This window comes from Vreelandella nigrificans (assembly GCF_002374315.1).
In the GTDB taxonomy this organism is placed as follows: Bacteria; Pseudomonadota; Gammaproteobacteria; order Pseudomonadales; family Halomonadaceae; genus Vreelandella; species Vreelandella nigrificans.
This window is the reverse complement of sequence record NZ_NWUX01000017.1, coordinates 62,885-80,610: the sequence shown is the minus strand read 5'-3', so window position 1 is coordinate 80,610 and position 17,726 is coordinate 62,885. Positions and strand designations below refer to the sequence as shown.

General features: G+C 46.1%; 14 protein-coding genes. 11 read left to right on the top strand and 3 right to left on the bottom strand.

The window, feature by feature from the left end; all coding sequences use genetic code 11:
- Window positions 1-109 precede the first annotated feature (109 nt).
- The 5 genes from CPA45_RS16445 to CPA45_RS16425 all read left to right on the top strand — a co-directional run bounded on the left by CPA45_RS16445 (window position 110) and on the right by CPA45_RS16425 (window position 8,158).
- Window positions 110-1,072 (top strand): hypothetical protein, encoded by a 963-nt coding sequence (locus tag CPA45_RS16445; protein ID WP_096653366.1) that lies wholly within the window; start codon window positions 110-112, stop codon window positions 1,070-1,072.
- 897 nt (window positions 1,073-1,969) lie between these two features.
- Window positions 1,970-3,109, top strand: a complete 1,140-nt coding sequence (locus CPA45_RS16440; RefSeq protein WP_096653364.1) for an SIR2 family protein — start codon at window positions 1,970-1,972, stop codon at window positions 3,107-3,109.
- Complete coding sequence (locus CPA45_RS16435; RefSeq protein ID WP_096653362.1) at window positions 3,106-4,887, top strand: ATP-binding protein; 1,782 nt, start codon at window positions 3,106-3,108, stop codon at window positions 4,885-4,887. Before CPA45_RS16440 ends, CPA45_RS16435 begins: the two co-directional genes overlap by 4 nt.
- A 180-nt stretch (window positions 4,888-5,067) precedes the next feature.
- A complete protein-coding gene (locus tag CPA45_RS16430) occupies window positions 5,068-5,772 on the top strand; it encodes a hypothetical protein (RefSeq protein ID WP_096653360.1) in 705 nt (234 codons plus the stop codon).
- 1,210 nt (window positions 5,773-6,982) lie between these two features.
- Window positions 6,983-8,158 carry a Fic family protein gene (locus tag CPA45_RS16425; RefSeq protein ID WP_096653358.1) on the top strand — a complete coding sequence of 392 codons (1,176 nt, stop codon included), beginning with the start codon at window positions 6,983-6,985 and terminating at the stop codon, window positions 8,156-8,158.
- 110 nt (window positions 8,159-8,268) lie between these two features.
- Here the strand turns inward: CPA45_RS16425 and CPA45_RS16420 are convergent, their stop codons facing one another.
- The 3 genes from CPA45_RS16420 to CPA45_RS16410 all read right to left on the bottom strand — a co-directional run bounded on the left by CPA45_RS16420 (window position 8,269) and on the right by CPA45_RS16410 (window position 10,448).
- A complete protein-coding gene (locus CPA45_RS16420) occupies window positions 8,269-9,075 on the bottom strand; it encodes a tetratricopeptide repeat protein (protein ID WP_096653356.1) in 807 nt (268 codons plus the stop codon).
- 223 nt (window positions 9,076-9,298) lie between these two features.
- Complete coding sequence (locus tag CPA45_RS16415) at window positions 9,299-9,733, bottom strand: hypothetical protein (protein ID WP_096653354.1); 435 nt, start codon at window positions 9,731-9,733, stop codon at window positions 9,299-9,301.
- A 52-nt stretch (window positions 9,734-9,785) separates the two neighbouring features.
- A complete protein-coding gene (locus CPA45_RS16410) occupies window positions 9,786-10,448 on the bottom strand; it encodes a GntR family transcriptional regulator (RefSeq protein WP_078087076.1) in 663 nt (220 codons plus the stop codon).
- 261 nt (window positions 10,449-10,709) lie between these two features.
- Here CPA45_RS16410 and CPA45_RS16405 point away from each other — a divergent pair, with 261 nt between their 5' ends.
- The 6 genes from CPA45_RS16405 (at window position 10,710) to CPA45_RS16380 (ending at window position 17,608) form a co-directional block, all read left to right on the top strand.
- Complete coding sequence (locus tag CPA45_RS16405; protein ID WP_340640458.1) at window positions 10,710-11,927, top strand: malonyl-CoA decarboxylase; 1,218 nt, start codon at window positions 10,710-10,712, stop codon at window positions 11,925-11,927.
- Between the two features lie 81 nt (window positions 11,928-12,008).
- Window positions 12,009-13,553, top strand: a complete 1,545-nt coding sequence (locus CPA45_RS16400; RefSeq protein WP_096653352.1) for a malonate--CoA ligase — start codon at window positions 12,009-12,011, stop codon at window positions 13,551-13,553.
- Window positions 13,554-13,649: 96 nt separating this feature from the next.
- On the top strand, window positions 13,650-14,069 hold the full coding sequence (gene madL, locus CPA45_RS16395) for a malonate transporter subunit MadL (protein ID WP_096653350.1): 420 nt from the start codon (window positions 13,650-13,652) through the stop codon (window positions 14,067-14,069).
- A 15-nt stretch (window positions 14,070-14,084) separates the two neighbouring features.
- Complete coding sequence (gene madM, locus CPA45_RS16390; protein ID WP_096653348.1) at window positions 14,085-14,846, top strand: malonate transporter subunit MadM; 762 nt, start codon at window positions 14,085-14,087, stop codon at window positions 14,844-14,846.
- 266 nt (window positions 14,847-15,112) lie between these two features.
- Complete coding sequence (gene alr / locus CPA45_RS16385; RefSeq protein WP_096653346.1) at window positions 15,113-16,354, top strand: alanine racemase; 1,242 nt, start codon at window positions 15,113-15,115, stop codon at window positions 16,352-16,354.
- 273 nt (window positions 16,355-16,627) lie between these two features.
- Window positions 16,628-17,608 carry a GlxA family transcriptional regulator gene (locus CPA45_RS16380; RefSeq protein ID WP_096653344.1) on the top strand — a complete coding sequence of 327 codons (981 nt, stop codon included), beginning with the start codon at window positions 16,628-16,630 and terminating at the stop codon, window positions 17,606-17,608.
- The last annotated feature ends 118 nt before the right edge of the window (window positions 17,609-17,726 follow it).

The window sequence follows — 17,726 nt, the reverse complement described above, 5'->3', positions numbered from 1 at the left end:
AGGATTTTGTTCGTCTTGCGAATAATTTTAACCAGCCTAGTTAAGTCGACCCCTTTCCTTTCCCGGCAGGCGTTTTTCACTCAGCTACACATTTCCCGTTGGTGGGGCATTGGCTCCACCGTTTCACCCGCGCACCCATGCCAACCGTGAGGCCACTATGACCCAGCAGTCACCTGAAGCCACGCCAGCCGCTAAACCGGAGAGCCATGAAATGAAAATATCCCATATGCGTTACTTTAAAGTTCCCAACATTGTTTCTACCGAGGTCACTGAGGCAGAACTAGCAGCACAACTGGAGAGGGAGAGAGCCAAATACTTAATACGCCGTGAGAAACTCGAAGATGTGTCTAATGAGCTAGCAAAATTACGGAAAACGCTGACTGCTTTAGGTCAGCAAGAGAAAGTAGTCGATACCGAATGGCGGCAAGAGTTCGTTAAGGGCTTTGGAAAGCAGAGCAAGGAAGTACGTGAGAAGCTCAAGCAAAAGGGGCAGTGGGCCTCTGAGGCTAGCCAGATCAAGGAAATGATAGCTCTACTGGAGCCACAAGCGGAATGGCTCAAAATGCAGACCCTTTCTGCGCGCATATCGCTACGGATAGCCGCGCGCCGCTTTGATGATCTTTCATCGCACAATCAGCTAGTGAATAGCCTGAGAGAAATGAGTGAAAGCGAGAGCATGGCAAAGTTTAGCGCCGCTGTGCCACAGCTTTTTGAGCGTATCGAGGTGGATACCTATAACGATCCAGTCTTTATGATTAAACTTGGCATTGATGTCTCGTCTCAGCCAGGAAAAAGCATCGCCACCCGCTTAAATAAAGAGGACACCCGGCAGGTTAATGATGAGATCCGCGCCCGCAATCACCAAGCGCTGGGTGAGCTGTTGGTTCGTTACATGCCTTCACTTGATAGCCAAGAATGCATGCCAGTAACCCAGCTACCGTCGCTCCTTACATGCGAAGCGGAAGCCAGAGACTACCCATCAAATATTGGCTTTGCGCGACGTTTGAAAGAGCTTGAACTGCAAATGGAGTATGTACCGAGCCTGGACGATTTGGATAGCGCCCAAGCCTAACCTCAGCCATTCGCGAGCATATGACCAACGCCCCGCCTTTGTGCGGGGCGTTGTTGTGTTAGGCAGGGCGGAAGGGCGGCCAGCCTTAAACAAGCGCCTACGGCCATTCATGCGGTGATGTTGCCAACCAACCGGCCCAGCACCGGCTGCGACCCACGGCGCGTTGTCATCACCCCGCCCCGCCCGCGCGCTAAATGTAGTGGTTTTTATGCACTCCCGCGCCCGCCGCCAAGCCGCGCCACTGCTGGGCTGGCTGGTAAAAAATGGGCGCATGAAAATCATGCGAATTCATGCGGGGTTATGCACTTCAGCACGGTATGTGTGACTAATCAGGCTTGAAAACTCGCTTATACCTTGCTGGCAGCGAAAAAGAGCGTGCTTGAGTAGTCCTAGCAAGGCCTCCGTGTACAGATCATGGGAAATGCTAGTAATTAAGCGTGAGGTTTTTCGCATCTGGGGGGCTTTGCTTTTTCGTTATGGGGTAGGGCAAACAGAGTACAGGGCTTATAACGGCACTCAGCGGCTTTACGTGACGGTTCCAATACGGCGCGTTGTCCCTCACCCGCCTGCGGTGTTCGCTTGTTGGGCAGTTCTTCATGCATCCTGAAAAATGGGCTTAGGCACGCTATTACTGGGCTGTAGGCGAGTTTTGGCTGCATGGGAGTCATGCGAAATTCTGCGTTTTGGGAATTGGTATAGGTAAAAACATTGAAGGTGGATAGAATCTTATTCATAGTAAAATATGGCCTTCCTGAGTATGCTTAGGAGAGCCTGAGTAATCGTCTTATACCATATATTAATATAAAGGCTGTGCTCGATCTCGTACCCATAACTAGATTAGGTATGCCTTTAAACGACAATCGTTGTCCAGATCTTAATTAATTTCAGGGGGTTGGGATGTTTGAAACTATCGATGCACTAGATATATATAATAAAAATGTAAATATTCTTATTGGTGCTGGTGCATCAGCAGATTTGTTCCCAACACTGTCATTAAAGGTTAAAGATGCGCAAGGAAGACGAGAGACTGTTGAGACCTTATCCCATAGATTTGAAAGTTTTAAAAGCATGCGCACGGCTTTGTTTATGCATTATTATAATAAATGCATTTATCCTGTGCAGAATTTTAGCCCTGAATTTGTTTTCGCGGGTGAAGAAGATCTGAATATAAAAAATTATGAGTGCTTTATTAAAACCTTAATTGGTTTAATGGAGAGGCGGAAAGATTTGAATCGCAAAATAAATATATTTACGACCAATTATGATGGATGTTTGGCGCATTGTAGCGACTCACTGTTACAAGAGGATGTGTATGATTTTATTATTAATGATGGGGCGTCTGGATTTTTTAAAAAATATTTAAATGCTAAAAACTTCAACACTTTTCAGTGTCAGACAGGCGTGTTTGAAAGATCCAGCTACGGTATACCTCAAATAAATATCATTCATGTGCATGGCTCAATTTATTGGTTAAGAAATAATGATAAAATTGAGGTGGATTACTCTAAAGATTTTAAAAGTTTTTTGAGTTCGAATGATATTGAGAGAATTAAAGAATTTTCTGACTATATATGTACTGAGGGTGGCTATACGGAAAATATACCAGCCGTAGAATTTTCACAACAAGAGATTGATAGCTTTTGGTGCAAATACAATCAGTTGCCTATTGTTAACCCCACTAAATGGAAGTTTCACGAAACTGTTTTTGAGGAGCATTATTATCAAATGCTTAGGCTGCTCAGCTATGAACTTGAAAAGCCTAATTCAATCCTCATTACTTTTGGCTTCTCTTTTGCTGATGAACATATTTTAAGATTGGTTCAACGGTCTTTATCTAATCCATCATTACAGACATACATATGTTGTTATGATTCTAATGCTGCAGTGAAGTTAAAGAGAGAGTTTGGTTCGTGGAGAAATATACAAATTATTGCGCCACCAGAGGGGGAGGTTTTAGATTTTACTAATTTTAATAAATATGTTTTTTCTTTAAAACCTGAGAAGTATGAAAGCACTGAAAACCTGGGTGATCTATGAGTATTATAGTAGGCGAGGTTATAGCTGTTACTGGCACTAAGATATCTCTTCGAATATTCGAGGACTCTAGCCAAGAAACAATTTTCTATGAAGGTGTAAAGTACAGAGGTGTTTCTTTAAGAGAGCATATATCTATTCAGCGAGGGTTTATCGATATCGTATGTATGGTTGAAGGGGAGTATCTTGATGAGCGAAAATTTTTAGAAGAAAGTGATAAAACATTTTATATTCGTAAGGTAGATGTAAAGCCGATAGGTTTCATTCTAAATAATAAGTTTCATGAGGGTGTGAAATACATGCCCATGATTAGAGATAAGGCCTCGTTGTTAAGTGAGGCAGTGGTGGGAAGTATTTATGGGGCGAGTAAAACCTCAAATTTTTCAATTGGATCTATGCTTAAAGAGGATGTCTCGATTAATTTACCTTGGACAAAATTGTTTAATAGCCATCTGGGGATATTTGGAAATACTGGTAGCGGGAAATCAAATACATTAGCGAAGTTGTATACCACTTTGTTTAAAGAGAAGCATGTCTTTTTAAAAGATAAAAGCCGTTTTTTAATTATGGATTTTAATGGAGAGTATACTGAGAATCAGATTTTAAAAAGTGATGAGAAAAGAGTGACTAGACTTAATCAAAGAGGTGAGATGGATAGGTTTATGATTGAGTCCTCTCACTTTTGGGATGCAGAAACTCTTAGCTTGCTATTCCAGGCAACCAATAATACTCAACAGCCTTTTATTAGAAGAGTGCTCAACGGGAGAGCACTATATAAAAATGTACCTGACTCGTTGAATACTTATGTTGAAAAGACCTTTGAGAAAGCATTTAGCTCTGGTGAGCCGAAACCTGATGCTTTAGAACTATGTCGTGAAATTGCAAAAATTGTTAACAACGAACCTTTGCAGTATCTTTTAAGAGGTATGATTTACAATCATCAGCAGAAATATTTTAAAGATTCATCTGGGAGATATTATAATTCAAATGGAGACGGATTTAATGCTAATATGAAGCCCGTTGTGAGTAGTATCGATCTAAATTTTTTGGATGATTTTAGTGAGCTAATATTAAGGTTTTATTTACAGTTGTGTTCGGATGTTGTGTTAGGATATGCCCAGTATGAACATATCCAACCAGTACTTTCAAGAGCTAAGTCTTCAATTGCTGGGCTGCGTAGTGTTCTGAAAGTCGTAGAGGTTCCACCTCCTCCCGCATTGTTAGAAGTAATATCATTAAAAAACTGTAGTAGTGATATTAAAAAAATATTACCACTGCTAATTGCTAAGAATCATTACGCTAGCCACAAAAAGTCTGACAGCTTAGGAAGCCCCCCCACGCGTACGCTCCATATAATTATTGATGAAGCACACAATATTCTTTCTGAGCAATCTACACGAGAGCATGAAGTCTGGAAAGATTATCGACTTGAACTATTTGAGGAGATCGTCAAAGAAGGTAGAAAGTATGGGGTGTTTCTAACTCTGGCTAGCCAGCGCCCTGCTGATATCTCGCCTACTATTATCTCACAAATACATAATTTTTTTATACATCGGTTGGTAAACGAGAGAGATCTTAAGTTGATTGATAATACAATTAGCACTTTAGACTTGTCTTCAAAGTCTCTAATACCAACGTTAGCGAAAGGTTGTTGTGTTGTGACTGGAACGGCTTTTGAATTGCCGATGATATTGAAGGTTGATCCCCTCCTTAAAGAGCATCGCCCAAGCAGTGATGATGTTGATCTTGAAAAGCTATGGGCACATCATCCATTGCTTTGAGAGGAAGTTATGACTCAACGAAACTTAATTTTAATGAATTCTCATGAATAAATTTTGGTTGGTTTTGTTTATGGTAATAGGTGTTGTTATTAATTGCGACTGGGTTGCATATATGAAGCGTAATAGTGGATCTTTAATGTCATGCTTTTTTATTGATAGAAAGACATGGGATGAAGCGAAATGAATGACATCTTGCAAGTAATCGGCTCTTTTGCATCAATACTTGGTGTCCCTTTAGCTGTTTATCTCTATTTAAAGAGTCAGGTTCAAAAGTATGCCCAAGTTAGGAGAGAAATTGTCAAGAGGCTATCTCATCAAATTGGTGAAGGGAGGACTGTGGGGTTGTTTGAGCTAAACGCTGTTATTGATTCACTTGTAAGAGAAAACAGATTAAGAAAAGAATCTATTACTGGTAATTCAATAATAGAAGATTTAATAGCTGAAACGGTATCATCTCCTCTTCTGGATAGTGGTCGAAAGGAACAGCTTATATCGGAGTTGTCACAGGTACATTCAATTGGAAAGATTTTTTATACTATACAAAGTGATGATTCTACCTTTGAGAAATTTATAGCGTATCTAAAAGCTGAAAATGGGGATACGGAAGAAGTAGAAAGGGTGCATAATAAAATATTAAGTGCATCAAGGAGGACGCGCGAATCAACAAAAACACCAGAAATGTTTGCAGTGATCTCTGCAACAATTTCATTAACACTTGCCTTCCTGGCTTCTACAGCTTCACTCACAGATTTAACTAGCAATTTTCGTAACATGTCTGAATTTTTAGGGAATGATATTTTTATTAACGTCTCGTTGGGAGTTGGTGCATCATTATTGGGTGTTGTAGTTGTTGCGTTAATTGCGAAACTTTCGGCTAAAAAATAAGATAAGCCGAGTCGTTATGAAGTCGTGGGGGTATATGGACACTGAGGATGTTAAGTTGAAATTTTAAAAATGTGATTGAATTCTCAATTTGTTTGAGCAGCGCTAGAGTTTAAAGTGTGATTGATAATATAAAGTAAGAAAAATACATTAGTGAAGAGTAGACTATTGATTTCCTGGGCTAAATTTAATCGGTGATTACTGCCAGGAGCGATGCCAAGAGAAAGGTTTCTCGGAATGAGGTTATTGCTTTAGGTGTAAAAATTTTGGTGAAACGAACGTGCCTGACGGCAAGCGACTTACATATCCTATAGCCGAAAATACCCATTGAAGGAGGATTTTTGGACCACTATTGGGGATGGAGATCACTCCCGAGGCAGTAGTGAGCGCTACTGCATGCCTTGCTGTTTTACTTTTCAAGGTGTTGTGTAGCCTAATCTAATTGTTACAACGCATCGATATCGTCTCTATGGCCCTGTAAGGGTGGATATTAATTATTGGTATACAGACTGGTATACTTAACTGAATGGTTTATGGATGAATTATTTAAAATTCAATGAGTTATTTTCTATCTATGGCTCCTGCCAGGGACGCCAACGGCCATTCTTGAGACGTCCTGAGAAGGCCTAAAAAAGAGTACAATACTCTGAAATACATGGTTTTTTAGCTCCTCGTTGTTCCTTCCAAAACACACCGGCCGCGACCCACGCCGCGCCATTGTTACCCCACACCGCCCGCGCGCTAAATGTAGTGGTTTTTATGTACCCCAGAGACCTCTGCCAAGCCGCGCCACTGCTAGTCTGGCTAGACAAAAATGGGTGCATGAAAATCATGCGAATTCATGCGGAGTTATGCACTTTCAATAAGTGAGAGGGAGAGCAAAACCCTGGAGCTAATCCACCGGGTTTGAGGGTCGCTTAAAGCTACTCTTAAGCGAGATAGCTCGTCTTCCCTCTGCTTTGTGGGAGTGCTCCTTAGATGAGTCGGTATGCAGTTTGGTGCGCACGCTAGGTGCGCAGTCAGAAATATGCGCCGGGTGCATGATGACGTATTCAGGCTAAATATGTAGCCGTAATTTGACTTGTTGAGCAGGTGGATTCAACATGTTGTTGAACTTTATTTCAGTTGTTTTTCTATTTCATTTTTTTAAGATCATGTTTTTTAATATTTTTTGTTAATTTTTTTGAGATAATGTTTTGAGGGATTTGAGATAATGAGTGACCCTGCTTCATTTCATCATTATGACCTGGTGCTTCTAAATCCATCCTTCGACTCACCTCTTGTCGATGTACTGACTGAGCTTGAGTATCTGAGGAGGCTCCGGCTTGGCGGGAGCACGCCAGCACCTACATTTTTCCAACTTAAAAATATTTTCCATATACTGGAAAGCTTAGGATCGGCAAGAATTGAAGGTAACCACACTACGCTGGCTGATTATGTCGAAAGCACGTTAGAGGGCACACAACGCTCGAGTGATCATTTGAGTGAGATAGCTAACATCGAAAGAGCTATGTCATACATTGAGGAAGAGTTGGAGCCTGATGATCCCATATCAGAACATTTTATAAGAGAGTTGCATCAGCTTGCAGTAGATGGCCTTGAGCGAGAAGGCGATGAAACTCCAGGTGCTTATAGAGCAGGGCAGGTGAAAATAGCCAAGTCTAGCCATCTTCCTCCAGAGCCATTTCGGGTCGGAGAGTACATGCACGAGCTGGTTAATTTTATAAATAATAGCGATCAGCAAAAATACGATCTCATGAAAGTGGCTTTAGCCCATCATCGATTTGGGTGGATACATCCATTCACCAATGGAAATGGGAGAGTAGTTCGCTTATTAACTTATGCATTAATGATCAAGTACGGCTTTAACGTTTCGTTGGGCAAGACGGTCACTGGGCGTGTGCTCAACCCGACTGCTGTTTTTTGCAATGATCGAGAACGCTACTATGAAATGTTATCGCTTGCTGATTCAGGCTCCCCAGAAGCACTGCATGACTGGTGTGTATACGTTTTGCAAGGGATTCTAGATGAGCTGAAAAAGCTGGATAAGCTTTCAGACTATACGTTTTTGAAAGAGAATATTTTGTGGCCAGCGCTAGAACATGCCCGAGAAAGAAAGCTGATAACGACACAAGAGAAAGATATTCTAAATTTGGCTATTGAAAGGCAAGTTGTTAAAGCAAGCGATCTTGCTTCTGTAATGAAGGGCTCAAAACCCCCTCAAAGAACATACCAAGTACGGAAGCTTGTTGAAGCTGGAATGCTTAGGCCTATAGCTGAAGGGGCTCGACAATATACGATTGGTTTTGATAATAGCTTTCTAGTTAGAGGTGTCATAAAAGCCTTATCTAATAATGGATTTATTCCACCTCAAGTTGAAGGGCTTTAAAGCGTAAAGTACAGTACCATAGTATTCTGGCGGCCTTATTTAAATGCCTATGAGTGCACTGTACTTATTGCTTGAATTCAGGATCTAGGGGCTCAACGTTGCCTGCGAATCTACTCTTCGCAGCCTTGTTGGTAGTTGGATGACATGCACATACTTGCACGCTGTTCAGCTTCAGCGATGGCTTCTGGGGGCATTTTGGCTTCGAGATCTCTTCTGTTTTCCATTGTCATGTCGCTGTTGGCTTCAAAAAGGGTGTACCACATGTACGCTGTGGTATCGTCTTGACTCACGCCACGCCCAAATTCGTATCGGGATCCAAGAGCCGACTGGGCTTCTGGATATCCTTGCGCAGCGGCGAGACGAAACCACCTTACCGCTTCTACATCGTCTTCTAGTACGCCCCAGCCATGCTGGTACCTGCGCCCAAGTTTGAATTGAGCTTCTGCATTGTTTGCTTCAGCAGCAATGCGTACCCATTTTTCACCCTCTGGCCCAAAGGGGTCCATGTTACCAAGTTTGATCTGTGCATCTGTATAACCCTGTTCAGCGGCCATAAGGTACCACTTTCTCGCTTCTTCCCTGCTTCGCTCAATGCCCCAGAACGAATCATTCATGCTGTTTTCGTACACATCCCCAATTTTATACTGTGCCGGTAAATGGCCCTGCTCGGCGGCCAAGTGCCACCACTTCAGTGCTTCGACACCGTTACTCCTAATGCCCCAGCCCCGGTTGTACATATACCCAAGTCGGTACTGCGCTTCTGCATCACCTTGCTCTGCGAGCGGTCTTAATTCCTGCATTGCTGTTTCATGCTCACCTGCATGATAGGCGGCTAGTCCAGCCTCCAGGTTGTTTGCTGCTCCGACGGTGGGAATGAGTATTAACGCTGCAGCAGTGTGCTGAATGACTTTTCTCATGGGCTTCCTTTCGTATTCGTATCTTTGAGAACTAGCCGATAAATGGGCAGTTTTACTTTTCAGGATCAAAAATGAAAGATTGATCGCTGCTTGAGTGAGCACCTACGGGGCTATATGCGACGATGCCGCAGCCGAGAGGGCATGCATGTGACGGGTAAAGTAATTGGCCAAGAAATTGGGAAGCCTCGTCCGTCACGTCAGGGCGAAGCACAGTTGTCAACTTCTACTCAGAAAGTCTTGGTGTGCAGTTCCCGCGGTAGTCCCACTGTTCTTGTGTAGTGCCTGGAAGACGGTCACTGGAAACGTACCGCGTGCCGTGCTCCTCAACTTCTATTGTCACCATATAACGTAGCCTACAGCCTGTGGCGTCTTCTACAACAGGGCCAATATCCAGCACCTTATATTGCAAATTCTTGGCATATGCTGAGGTGCAGTCGCCGTTCTCTAACGCCTCATTGTAGGTATCCAGTTCTTCCTGGGTTACATCTTGCCAGATCTTTCTGCGGATCTCGTAAAGCTCAACGGAGTTGCACATGCGCGATGCGCTAGATATGACTCCTTCATCGCCTACTTTCAGCGACATATCTGGCTGTGGCGGTCCTTCATCACCACATCCAGCGAGTAGTAAAGCCGTCGCTATGCCCATCAGTAGCCTCATCCTGCCCCCTAAGTCTGTTTTGCGCAGGGTAGCATAGGGTAGTGGGGGAGTATCAGGCGCGTTTTAACTGCTGCATTGAAGCGACCAAATCCGTAAAACGCTCTCCTTGTATCGTGACGTGATCACGTAAGAGTGCTTCTGCCTGAAGGGCCTCGCCAGCTTCTATCGCGGCTATAATCGCGTCATGTTCCTGAAAAGAGGTCTCCAAGCGCATACGTACTTGTAGTTGCATGCGCCTGTAGGGCTGCAATACGGCATGTAAGCGGGCTGACTCTTGGGCCAGGAATTCATTATGGCTCGCTTCATAAATTCGTTGGTGAAATAAGCTATTTTCGTAGTAGTAACCGTTACTATCTCCTTCTGCTACTTTTGCACGACATGCGTTATGAGCCTCTTTGAGCAGTGCCAACTCATCTGCTGTTATTCGCCGTGCAGCCAACCTTCCACAGACACCCTCAAATTCAGCCATGACTTCGAAGCGCTCGACTAATTCTGAAATACTTAGCTTCGTTACGAAGGTTCCACGTTTAGGCAACACTTGAACCATTCCTGACATTGCAAGCTGTTGAATAGCTTCACGAATGGGTGTACGCGAGCACTGGTACTCTAGCGCTAATGCATCTGGGTCTAGCTTGTCTCCTGGCAGAAAGCGCCCCCCCACAATGGCATCTTCCAGTAAGTCACGCAGCCGTTGTGTCTGCGATATCTTAGCCATAAGTCGTATCCTCTTTAGCTTGACTGAAATATATAACAGGCCTAGTTTGTTAAATATAACATGGCTTGTTGTTAAATCCTTGCCTTTGTAATCTTATGACAATGACGTGCGGGGCTCAGCTGTATGCATATGAATATGACCTTCCTCCAAGGTTTACTCACGAATATAAGCGAGCGCACTCGCGCACTAAGCCATCAGCAGGGGTTGCTCAAAGATAATAAACAACACCTTAGCGTTCTTACCGAGATGTGTGAACGACTAATGCAACGTGATGGTGAGGCCTCACAGATTCTGACAGCCCAACAAGCGTTAGAACAGTACAGCCAGCTGGATGAGGAGGAGCAAGAGGCTTTTTTCTCTCTGCTGGCAGATAGCTATGCAGCAGAACCTGATGCTATCCATGCTGCATACCAAGTCTATTGCGAAAAATATGATAATGCTGCGCTTGCAAAGCTGTTTGATGCTTGTGAACCACGTAGACAAGACTTATTGCGTAGGCTAAATCTTTGCCCTGGCGGTACGTATGAGTTAGTCAAAATGCGGGCCGACCTTCTCAAGCGATTAAAAAAATCTCCCGCTCTTGCTGCGCTAGATGCTGACTTTTCTCACCTTTTTAATTCCTGGTTTAACCGTGGTTTTCTTGTGCTGGAAAGCATTGATTGGAACACCCCGGCAGCTGTACTTGAAAAGCTCATTCGCTATGAAGCGGTACATGAAATCAAGGACTGGGACAGCCTGCGCCGTCGACTCGATCCCGACGACCGCCGGTGCTACGCATTTTTTCATCCAGCAACGGGGGACGAGCCGCTTATCTTTGTTGAGGTGGCTTTATGTAAGGGGATTCCAGATAACGTCCAAAGCATTCTGGAAAATACTGAAGAAACTCCCTTAAGCACGGCTGATACCGCTGTTTTCTACAGTATTAGCAACTGTCAAAGCGGGCTGAAAGGCGTGTCGTTTGGTAACTTTTTAATCAAACAGGTCGTTCAGGAACTCAGCCGAGAATTCCCTCAAATAAAGAGTTTTGTCACATTGTCGCCAGTCCCAGGCTTCGCAACCTGGCTCGCTGAACAGCGTGCCACTGAAAGCATTGTGTTATCAAAGGAGCTTGAAGCATTGCTTGCATCGGAGTCTTTTGACACATCCCAGGTATCGGCCAGTAATCAGAAGGAGTTGATGCGTATTGTGGCGTATTACCTTGTGGAGGCTAAGAGCTCAGCAGGACTGCCCCTTAATCCTGTTGCACGTTTTCATCTGGGTAATGGGGCCAGCCTTTATCGTATTAATTGGCCCGCTGACACTTCCTTTAAGGGCATGCAACAAGCCCATGGCGTTATGGTGAACTACCTCTATCGACTCAGTCATATCGAGCAAAACCATGAGGCATTTAGCCAGCACCAAAGTGTGGTGTGCGCAAATGATATCCGCCGTCTTGCTAGCCAGGCATCTCAATATTTTACTGCTGATGCTAAAGCTTAGCCGTGCTTTACAGACAGTTCCGCGTAGTGACTAACCGGTAAACCCAGCATAGTGATTAGGTACAATAACAAGGAGCACAAGATGAATAACAATCTTTACATGCAGTTTTATCCTCACTTTGAACGCCAGCCTGACAAGGTGCTAATTGATACACCTAGTGGGAAGCAGTATCGCTATAAAGACGTTATTGCCACCAGCCGAAAGATTGCCAGTCATTTACTAGCGTTAGGCATTGAGCCGGGCGATAGGGTGGTTGTTCAGGTTGATAAAAGTCCCGAAATGTTAATGCTCTATTTGGCTAGCTTGCAGGTTGGTGCTGTCTATCTGCCACTAAATACTGCTTATACGGAGAGTGAGGTTCGCTACTTTTTGCAAGACGCCGAGCCTAAACTCTATATTTGCCGACCGGAAGAGATGACGCTTGCCACTCAACAGGCAGCTATATGCGGTGTACAGCATATTGAAAGTTTAGGCACGCGGGCTGATGGCAGCTTGATGGAAAAACTAGGCGACGTTGAGGAAACGACGTGGGTCTGTGAGCTGGGTCCTGATGACTTAGCCGCTATTCTCTATACCTCTGGTACTACTGGTCGCTCTAAAGGTGCCATGCTGACGCATGCCAATTTAGCCTCTAACTGCTTGGCCCTCAGCGAGGCATGGCACTACAGCGAAAATGATCACTTACTGCATGCTTTACCTATTTTCCATACTCATGGGCTGTTCGTTGCATGCAACGTAACGCTCGTTAACGGCGCTTCGATGACCTTTTTGCCGAAGCTGGATGTAGACGAGCTAATTGACCGTATGCCTAAAGCGACCGTTTTGATGGGAGTCCCTACTTTCTATACTAGGCTCCTTCAGTCACCTCGCCTCACCCGAGACGCTGTCGCTAATATGCGGCTATTTATATCCGGCTCTGCTCCTTTACTTGCTGAAACCCATGAAGCCTTCGAAGCGCGCACAGGCCACGCCATACTTGAACGGTATGGTATGACTGAAAGCAATATGAACACCTCTAATCCCTACATCGGCAAGCGTCGCCCAGGTACGGTTGGTATTCCCTTACCGGGTGTTGAGGTGCGTATTACCGACCGTGAAACGGGCTGCACCATTCCCCAAGGTGAGACAGGCATGGTGGAGCTAAAAGGGCCTAATGTCTTTAAAGGCTATTGGCGGATGCCGGAAAAAACTGCGTCGGAGTTCCGTGATGATGGCTTTTTTATCACTGGTGACCTTGGTTGTATCGATGAACTTGGTTATCTAAATATCGTGGGCCGTGACAAGGATCTGGTGATTTCAGGTGGCTATAACGTTTATCCCAAAGAAATCGAACAGCTCATTGATGACCTGCCTGGAGTGGCAGAATCTGCGGTTATTGGCGTGCAGCATACTGATCTGGGGGAGGGTGTCGTCGCGGTAGTTGTTCCTAAAGAGCAAAACTGTTCAATCACCGCGTCAGAAATTCAGGAGGCGCTGAAGGATCAGCTGGCGCGTTATAAGCAACCCAAGCGGGTCTTTTTTACACAGGCGCTACCACGGAATGTAATGGGTAAAGTGCAGAAAAATCAGTTACGCGACACCTATGCCGATACCTTTCAAACACAAAATACGGCCGCTGAAATTTGACGTGGTTTTCTACGCCGCAGGGGAGAAGTACATCACTGCTGCGGCTTAAGATTTAACGCATGATCCTCACAATAATGACAATGAAGGAATACTACTATGGTGATTTACGGAGTTGCCCTTTTGGCAGGCTGCATGCTGGTCGGTCTTTGGGCGGGTGACGTATTGGGCATGATGCTTGGTGTGACCTCTAATGTTGGCGGCGTCGGTATTGCTATGCTGCTGCTGATTTTTTTAGGCGGCTATCTGATGGATAAGAACAAGATGCCCGCCAGCACCGAAAGCGGTATTAAGTTCTGGAATGGCATGTATATACCCATCGTCGTGGCGATGGCGGCTAGTCAGGATGTGGCAGCGGCACTTGATGGTGGATTAATTGCCATCTTAGCGGGATTCGTGGCGGTAACGGCTAGTTTCCTGGTGATTCCTCTATTTGGGCGCTCTCAACGTCCAACCCCCTTGGAAGAGCAACCACCACAAACGAAGTCTTCTCCTTCCTCTCCGGCCCCCATTCGCTAACCCGAGGTTGATGCCATGATTGAATCATTAATTGCCCAGTTAGAACGCCAGCATCTAGTGGCTGCTTTCGCCCTTGTTGGGGCAGCGATGTATATTTCCTACCTTGTTAGCGACAAGTTAACCAATGGCCGGGTTCATGGGTCCGCTATCGCGATTATGGTAGGACTTGCACTCGCCTATTATGGAGGCATTCACACCGGTGGCAGCAAGGGACTCGCGGATATCAGTTTATTCGCAGGGCTGGGATTGATGGGTGGCGGTATGTTGCGCGATTTAGCGATTATTGCGACAGCCTATGGCGTGCGTTTTCATGAAATTCGTGAAGCAGGCATGAGTGGCATTATTGCTCTTTTTCTAGGCGTGGTGCTTTCGTTTGTTGCTGGTGTCGCGGTTGCGTTTGCTTTCGGGTATCGAGACCCCGTTTCACTCACCACTATCGGTGCTGGCACCGTGACGTATATCGTTGGCCCCATTGCGGGTGCGTCCATTGGCGCTTCTTCAGATATTATCGCGTTGTCTATCGCCGCGGGTTTAATCAAATCAATACTGGTGATGATCATGACGCCCATTATGGCGCGCCATATTGGCTTGGATAACCCTCGCTCGGCAATGATATTTGGTGGCCTGATGGGAACCACCAGTGGTGTTGCGGCAGGCCTTGCTGCAACCAATCCCAAGCTTGTCCCTTACGGTGCAATGACCGCTACCTTCTACACGGGGTTGGGGGCTCTCTTAGCGCCTTCTGTTTTATATCTGGCAGTACGGGCTATCTTCTAGCTATTGGGTTCAGGACCTTTGGAAGCGCCCAGGTTGAGTCGGTGTAGGCATGGCCTTCGCCGGCTCATTTGCTTTGCTAGGACGCAGTAAGCGAATCCAGCTCTCTCAGCCAGCTCTCTCAGCTAACTCGGCTTGAATCTATCGTTGTTGTGTCAAAGCGCTGCTTTGTTTAAGAAAAACGGCATGCTCTATCGTTACTTATTGCTAAATTCGGTTAGTGTCAGTAGGGGGAAATCACTACAACGAAAATGTTCAAGGATTCAACAATGAAATACCCGCTTACTCTGTTAGCCGCTGCGGTTGCTGCTGCTGTTACTAGCACAAGCTATGCAGCTCCATTACTTAGCGACCAGGCTCTGTTGGTTGATAGTCCAGAGCATATTAGTGCCAATGCGTGGGTGGAGATCTCTCAATCCGCTTTTGAGGGTAATGTTCTTGGTGTCCAGGAGCTATTGGGGGAAGAGACTGCTCTGTGCGCCATTATGAAAGCCGATGCTTATGGTCATGGGATTGCTAACTTAATGCCTTCTGTCATTGCGTTAGGTATTCCCTGCATCGGTGTGGCGAGCAATGAGGAAGCTCGCGTGGTTAGGGCAAGCGGCTTTGAGGGACGATTAATGCGGGTACGCAGTGCCACACCTGCAGAGATTCGTGGTGCATTTGATTACGAGATGGAAGAGCTATTCGGTGATATCACCGCTGCGCGACAGGCTTCTGAGGATGCGGCTGAAGCGGGTGTTACGCTGCGCTATCATTTGGGCCTCAACTCAGGGGGTATGGGGCGTAACGGCATGGCGCTTGAGAGCGAAGCCGGGCGACAGGAGGCATTAGAGCTGCAAGGCTTAGCGTCTATGGAACTGGTGGGTATCATGACCCACTTTGCCTTTGAAGAGGAGGAGTTTGTTCGCCAAGGGCTGGAGCTTTTCCATGAGCAGAGTGCTTGGCTAATCGAGGCCGCTGATCTGGATCGTGATGGATTAATTCTTCATGCGGCTAACTCGTTTGCCACAATGGAAGTGCCAGAGGCACGGCTGGATATGGTAAGGCCGGGTGGCCTGTTGTACGGTGATTTGCCGCATTATGAGCAATTTAAGCCAGTGATGTCTTTCCGAACGCGTGTTGCATCGGTGAATGATTATGCTCAGGGCAGTGGAGTGGGGTATGACCATGTAAGGGTGTTAGAGCGTGATAGCCTGCTGGCAAATTTACCCGTTGGCTACTCTGATGGTTACCGGCGTGTGTTTACCGATGCTGCCTTTGTGCTGATTAACGGTGAGCGGGTGCCGGTATTAGGCAAAGTGTCAATGAACACGACCATGGTGGACGTTACCGATTTAGAAGGCGTGTCTCCTGGTGATGAGGTGGTGCTCTACGGACTTCAAGGTGAGGAGCGTATTACCATTGAAGAGCTTGAGGAGCTCAACGACGCACTATTAGCTGATCTTTATACGGTGTGGGGGAATTCTAACCCGAAGGTGCTGAGACCGAGTGACCGTGATAGCGAGTGATTGTCCAGACATAGTTATTTGTTGAGTAGTTGCTTGCTGAGTAGTTGCTTGCTGAGTAGTTGCTTGCTGAGTAGTTACTGGCTGAGTAGTTACTGGCTGATCAGTTGCTGAGCCGCGATGTTAAAGCCCCCACTCACCCGAGAGGGGGCTTTGGCTTGGGTAACTCATCAGCTTCATTAGAGGGTATCTAGTTTTTGAACCACTACTGGTTGTGTTAGCCGTCGGCATTGAGACAGATGGTGATATCCATACATGACAGGGCCTTAGAAAAAGATGGCAAAAACGCAGACGTTAGAGATAGGCTTGGTGCTTTATCCGGGGGCACAGCAGGCGGCTGTACTGGGGTTGACCGACCTGTTCTGTGTCGCAAATCGTATCGCCTCGACACATTTGCAGCAAACCGAGCCGCCATTGCGAATAACGCACTGGCAACAGCAGGACGAGGCTGGTGTTACTCCGGTACGTATATTTGATAGTGGCTCAGGCGAACCTGCCGTGCTATCGGCATTGATTCTGCCGCCTACACTGGGCGAACCGATTAGAGCGGATGACACCTTGTCGCTGACGGCGTGGCTGTGTGAGCGGCATGCGGAAGGAGTCACTTTGGGTTCGGTCTGCGCTGGCGCTTTTCCATTGGCGGCTACCGGCCTGGTTGCAGGTCGCAAGATGACTACCCATTGGGCGTATGCCGAGTTATTGCAACAGCGCTACCCTGATGTTCATGTAGATGCAGATCAACTAATTATCGATGATGGTGATGTGATTACGGCCGGAGGGCTTATGTCCTGGACGGACCTGGGGCTAAAGCTTGTGGATCGGCTGCTGGGTCCAACGGTTATGATCGAGACGGCGCGTATGCTACTGGTTGATCCTCCTGGCCGTGAACAACGCTATTACAGTGTATTTTCTCCCCGCTTAACACATGGGGACACCGCGGTACTCAAAGTGCAGCACTGGCTACAGGCGACCCAGGCCAAGGAGGTGGCATTATCCACTCTGGCCGCGCAGGCCGGGCTGGAAGAGCGCACTCTATTACGTCGCTTCCAGAAGGCGACTGGCATGACGACGACCGAATACTGTCAGCGGCTGCGTGTTGGTCGGGCCCGTGAGTTGCTGCAGTTCGAAAAGACCTCCATTGAGCGCGTTGCATGGGAGGTGGGCTATAGTGATCCCGGTGCCTTCCGTAAAGTATTTACACGCCTTGTCGGCTTGTCACCTAGTGCATACCGCCGTCGCTTTAGTGCACTTGGCTAGGGCGCACACTTCTAAATACCGAGTCCAGATTTTATCAAGCTCTTATCAAGCTCTTATCAAGGCTTTATAAGATGGTAGTGAATAGATGTCGATATTGGCACTGAAAATGTCTTTGACG

Bases quoted from the DNA above. Each gene is read 5' to 3' on its own strand.
- CPA45_RS16425 (WP_096653358.1), top strand. From the start codon at position 6,983: ATGAGTGACCCTGCTTCATTTCATCATTATGACCTGGTGCTTCTAAAT.
- CPA45_RS16380 (WP_096653344.1), top strand. From the start codon at position 16,628: ATGGCAAAAACGCAGACGTTAGAGATAGGCTTGGTGCTTTATCCGGGG.
- CPA45_RS16435 (WP_096653362.1), top strand. From the start codon at position 3,106: ATGAGTATTATAGTAGGCGAGGTTATAGCTGTTACTGGCACTAAGATA.
- madL (WP_096653350.1), top strand. From the start codon at position 13,650: ATGGTGATTTACGGAGTTGCCCTTTTGGCAGGCTGCATGCTGGTCGGT.
- alr (WP_096653346.1), top strand. From the start codon at position 15,113: ATGAAATACCCGCTTACTCTGTTAGCCGCTGCGGTTGCTGCTGCTGTT.
- CPA45_RS16420 (WP_096653356.1), bottom strand. From the start codon at position 9,075: ATGAGAAAAGTCATTCAGCACACTGCTGCAGCGTTAATACTCATTCCC.
- CPA45_RS16430 (WP_096653360.1), top strand. From the start codon at position 5,068: ATGAATGACATCTTGCAAGTAATCGGCTCTTTTGCATCAATACTTGGT.
- CPA45_RS16415 (WP_096653354.1), bottom strand. From the start codon at position 9,733: ATGAGGCTACTGATGGGCATAGCGACGGCTTTACTACTCGCTGGATGT.
- madM (WP_096653348.1), top strand. From the start codon at position 14,085: ATGATTGAATCATTAATTGCCCAGTTAGAACGCCAGCATCTAGTGGCT.
- CPA45_RS16400 (WP_096653352.1), top strand. From the start codon at position 12,009: ATGAATAACAATCTTTACATGCAGTTTTATCCTCACTTTGAACGCCAG.
- CPA45_RS16440 (WP_096653364.1), top strand. From the start codon at position 1,970: ATGTTTGAAACTATCGATGCACTAGATATATATAATAAAAATGTAAAT.
- CPA45_RS16405 (WP_340640458.1), top strand. From the start codon at position 10,710: ATGCAACGTGATGGTGAGGCCTCACAGATTCTGACAGCCCAACAAGCG.
- CPA45_RS16410 (WP_078087076.1), bottom strand. From the start codon at position 10,448: ATGGCTAAGATATCGCAGACACAACGGCTGCGTGACTTACTGGAAGAT.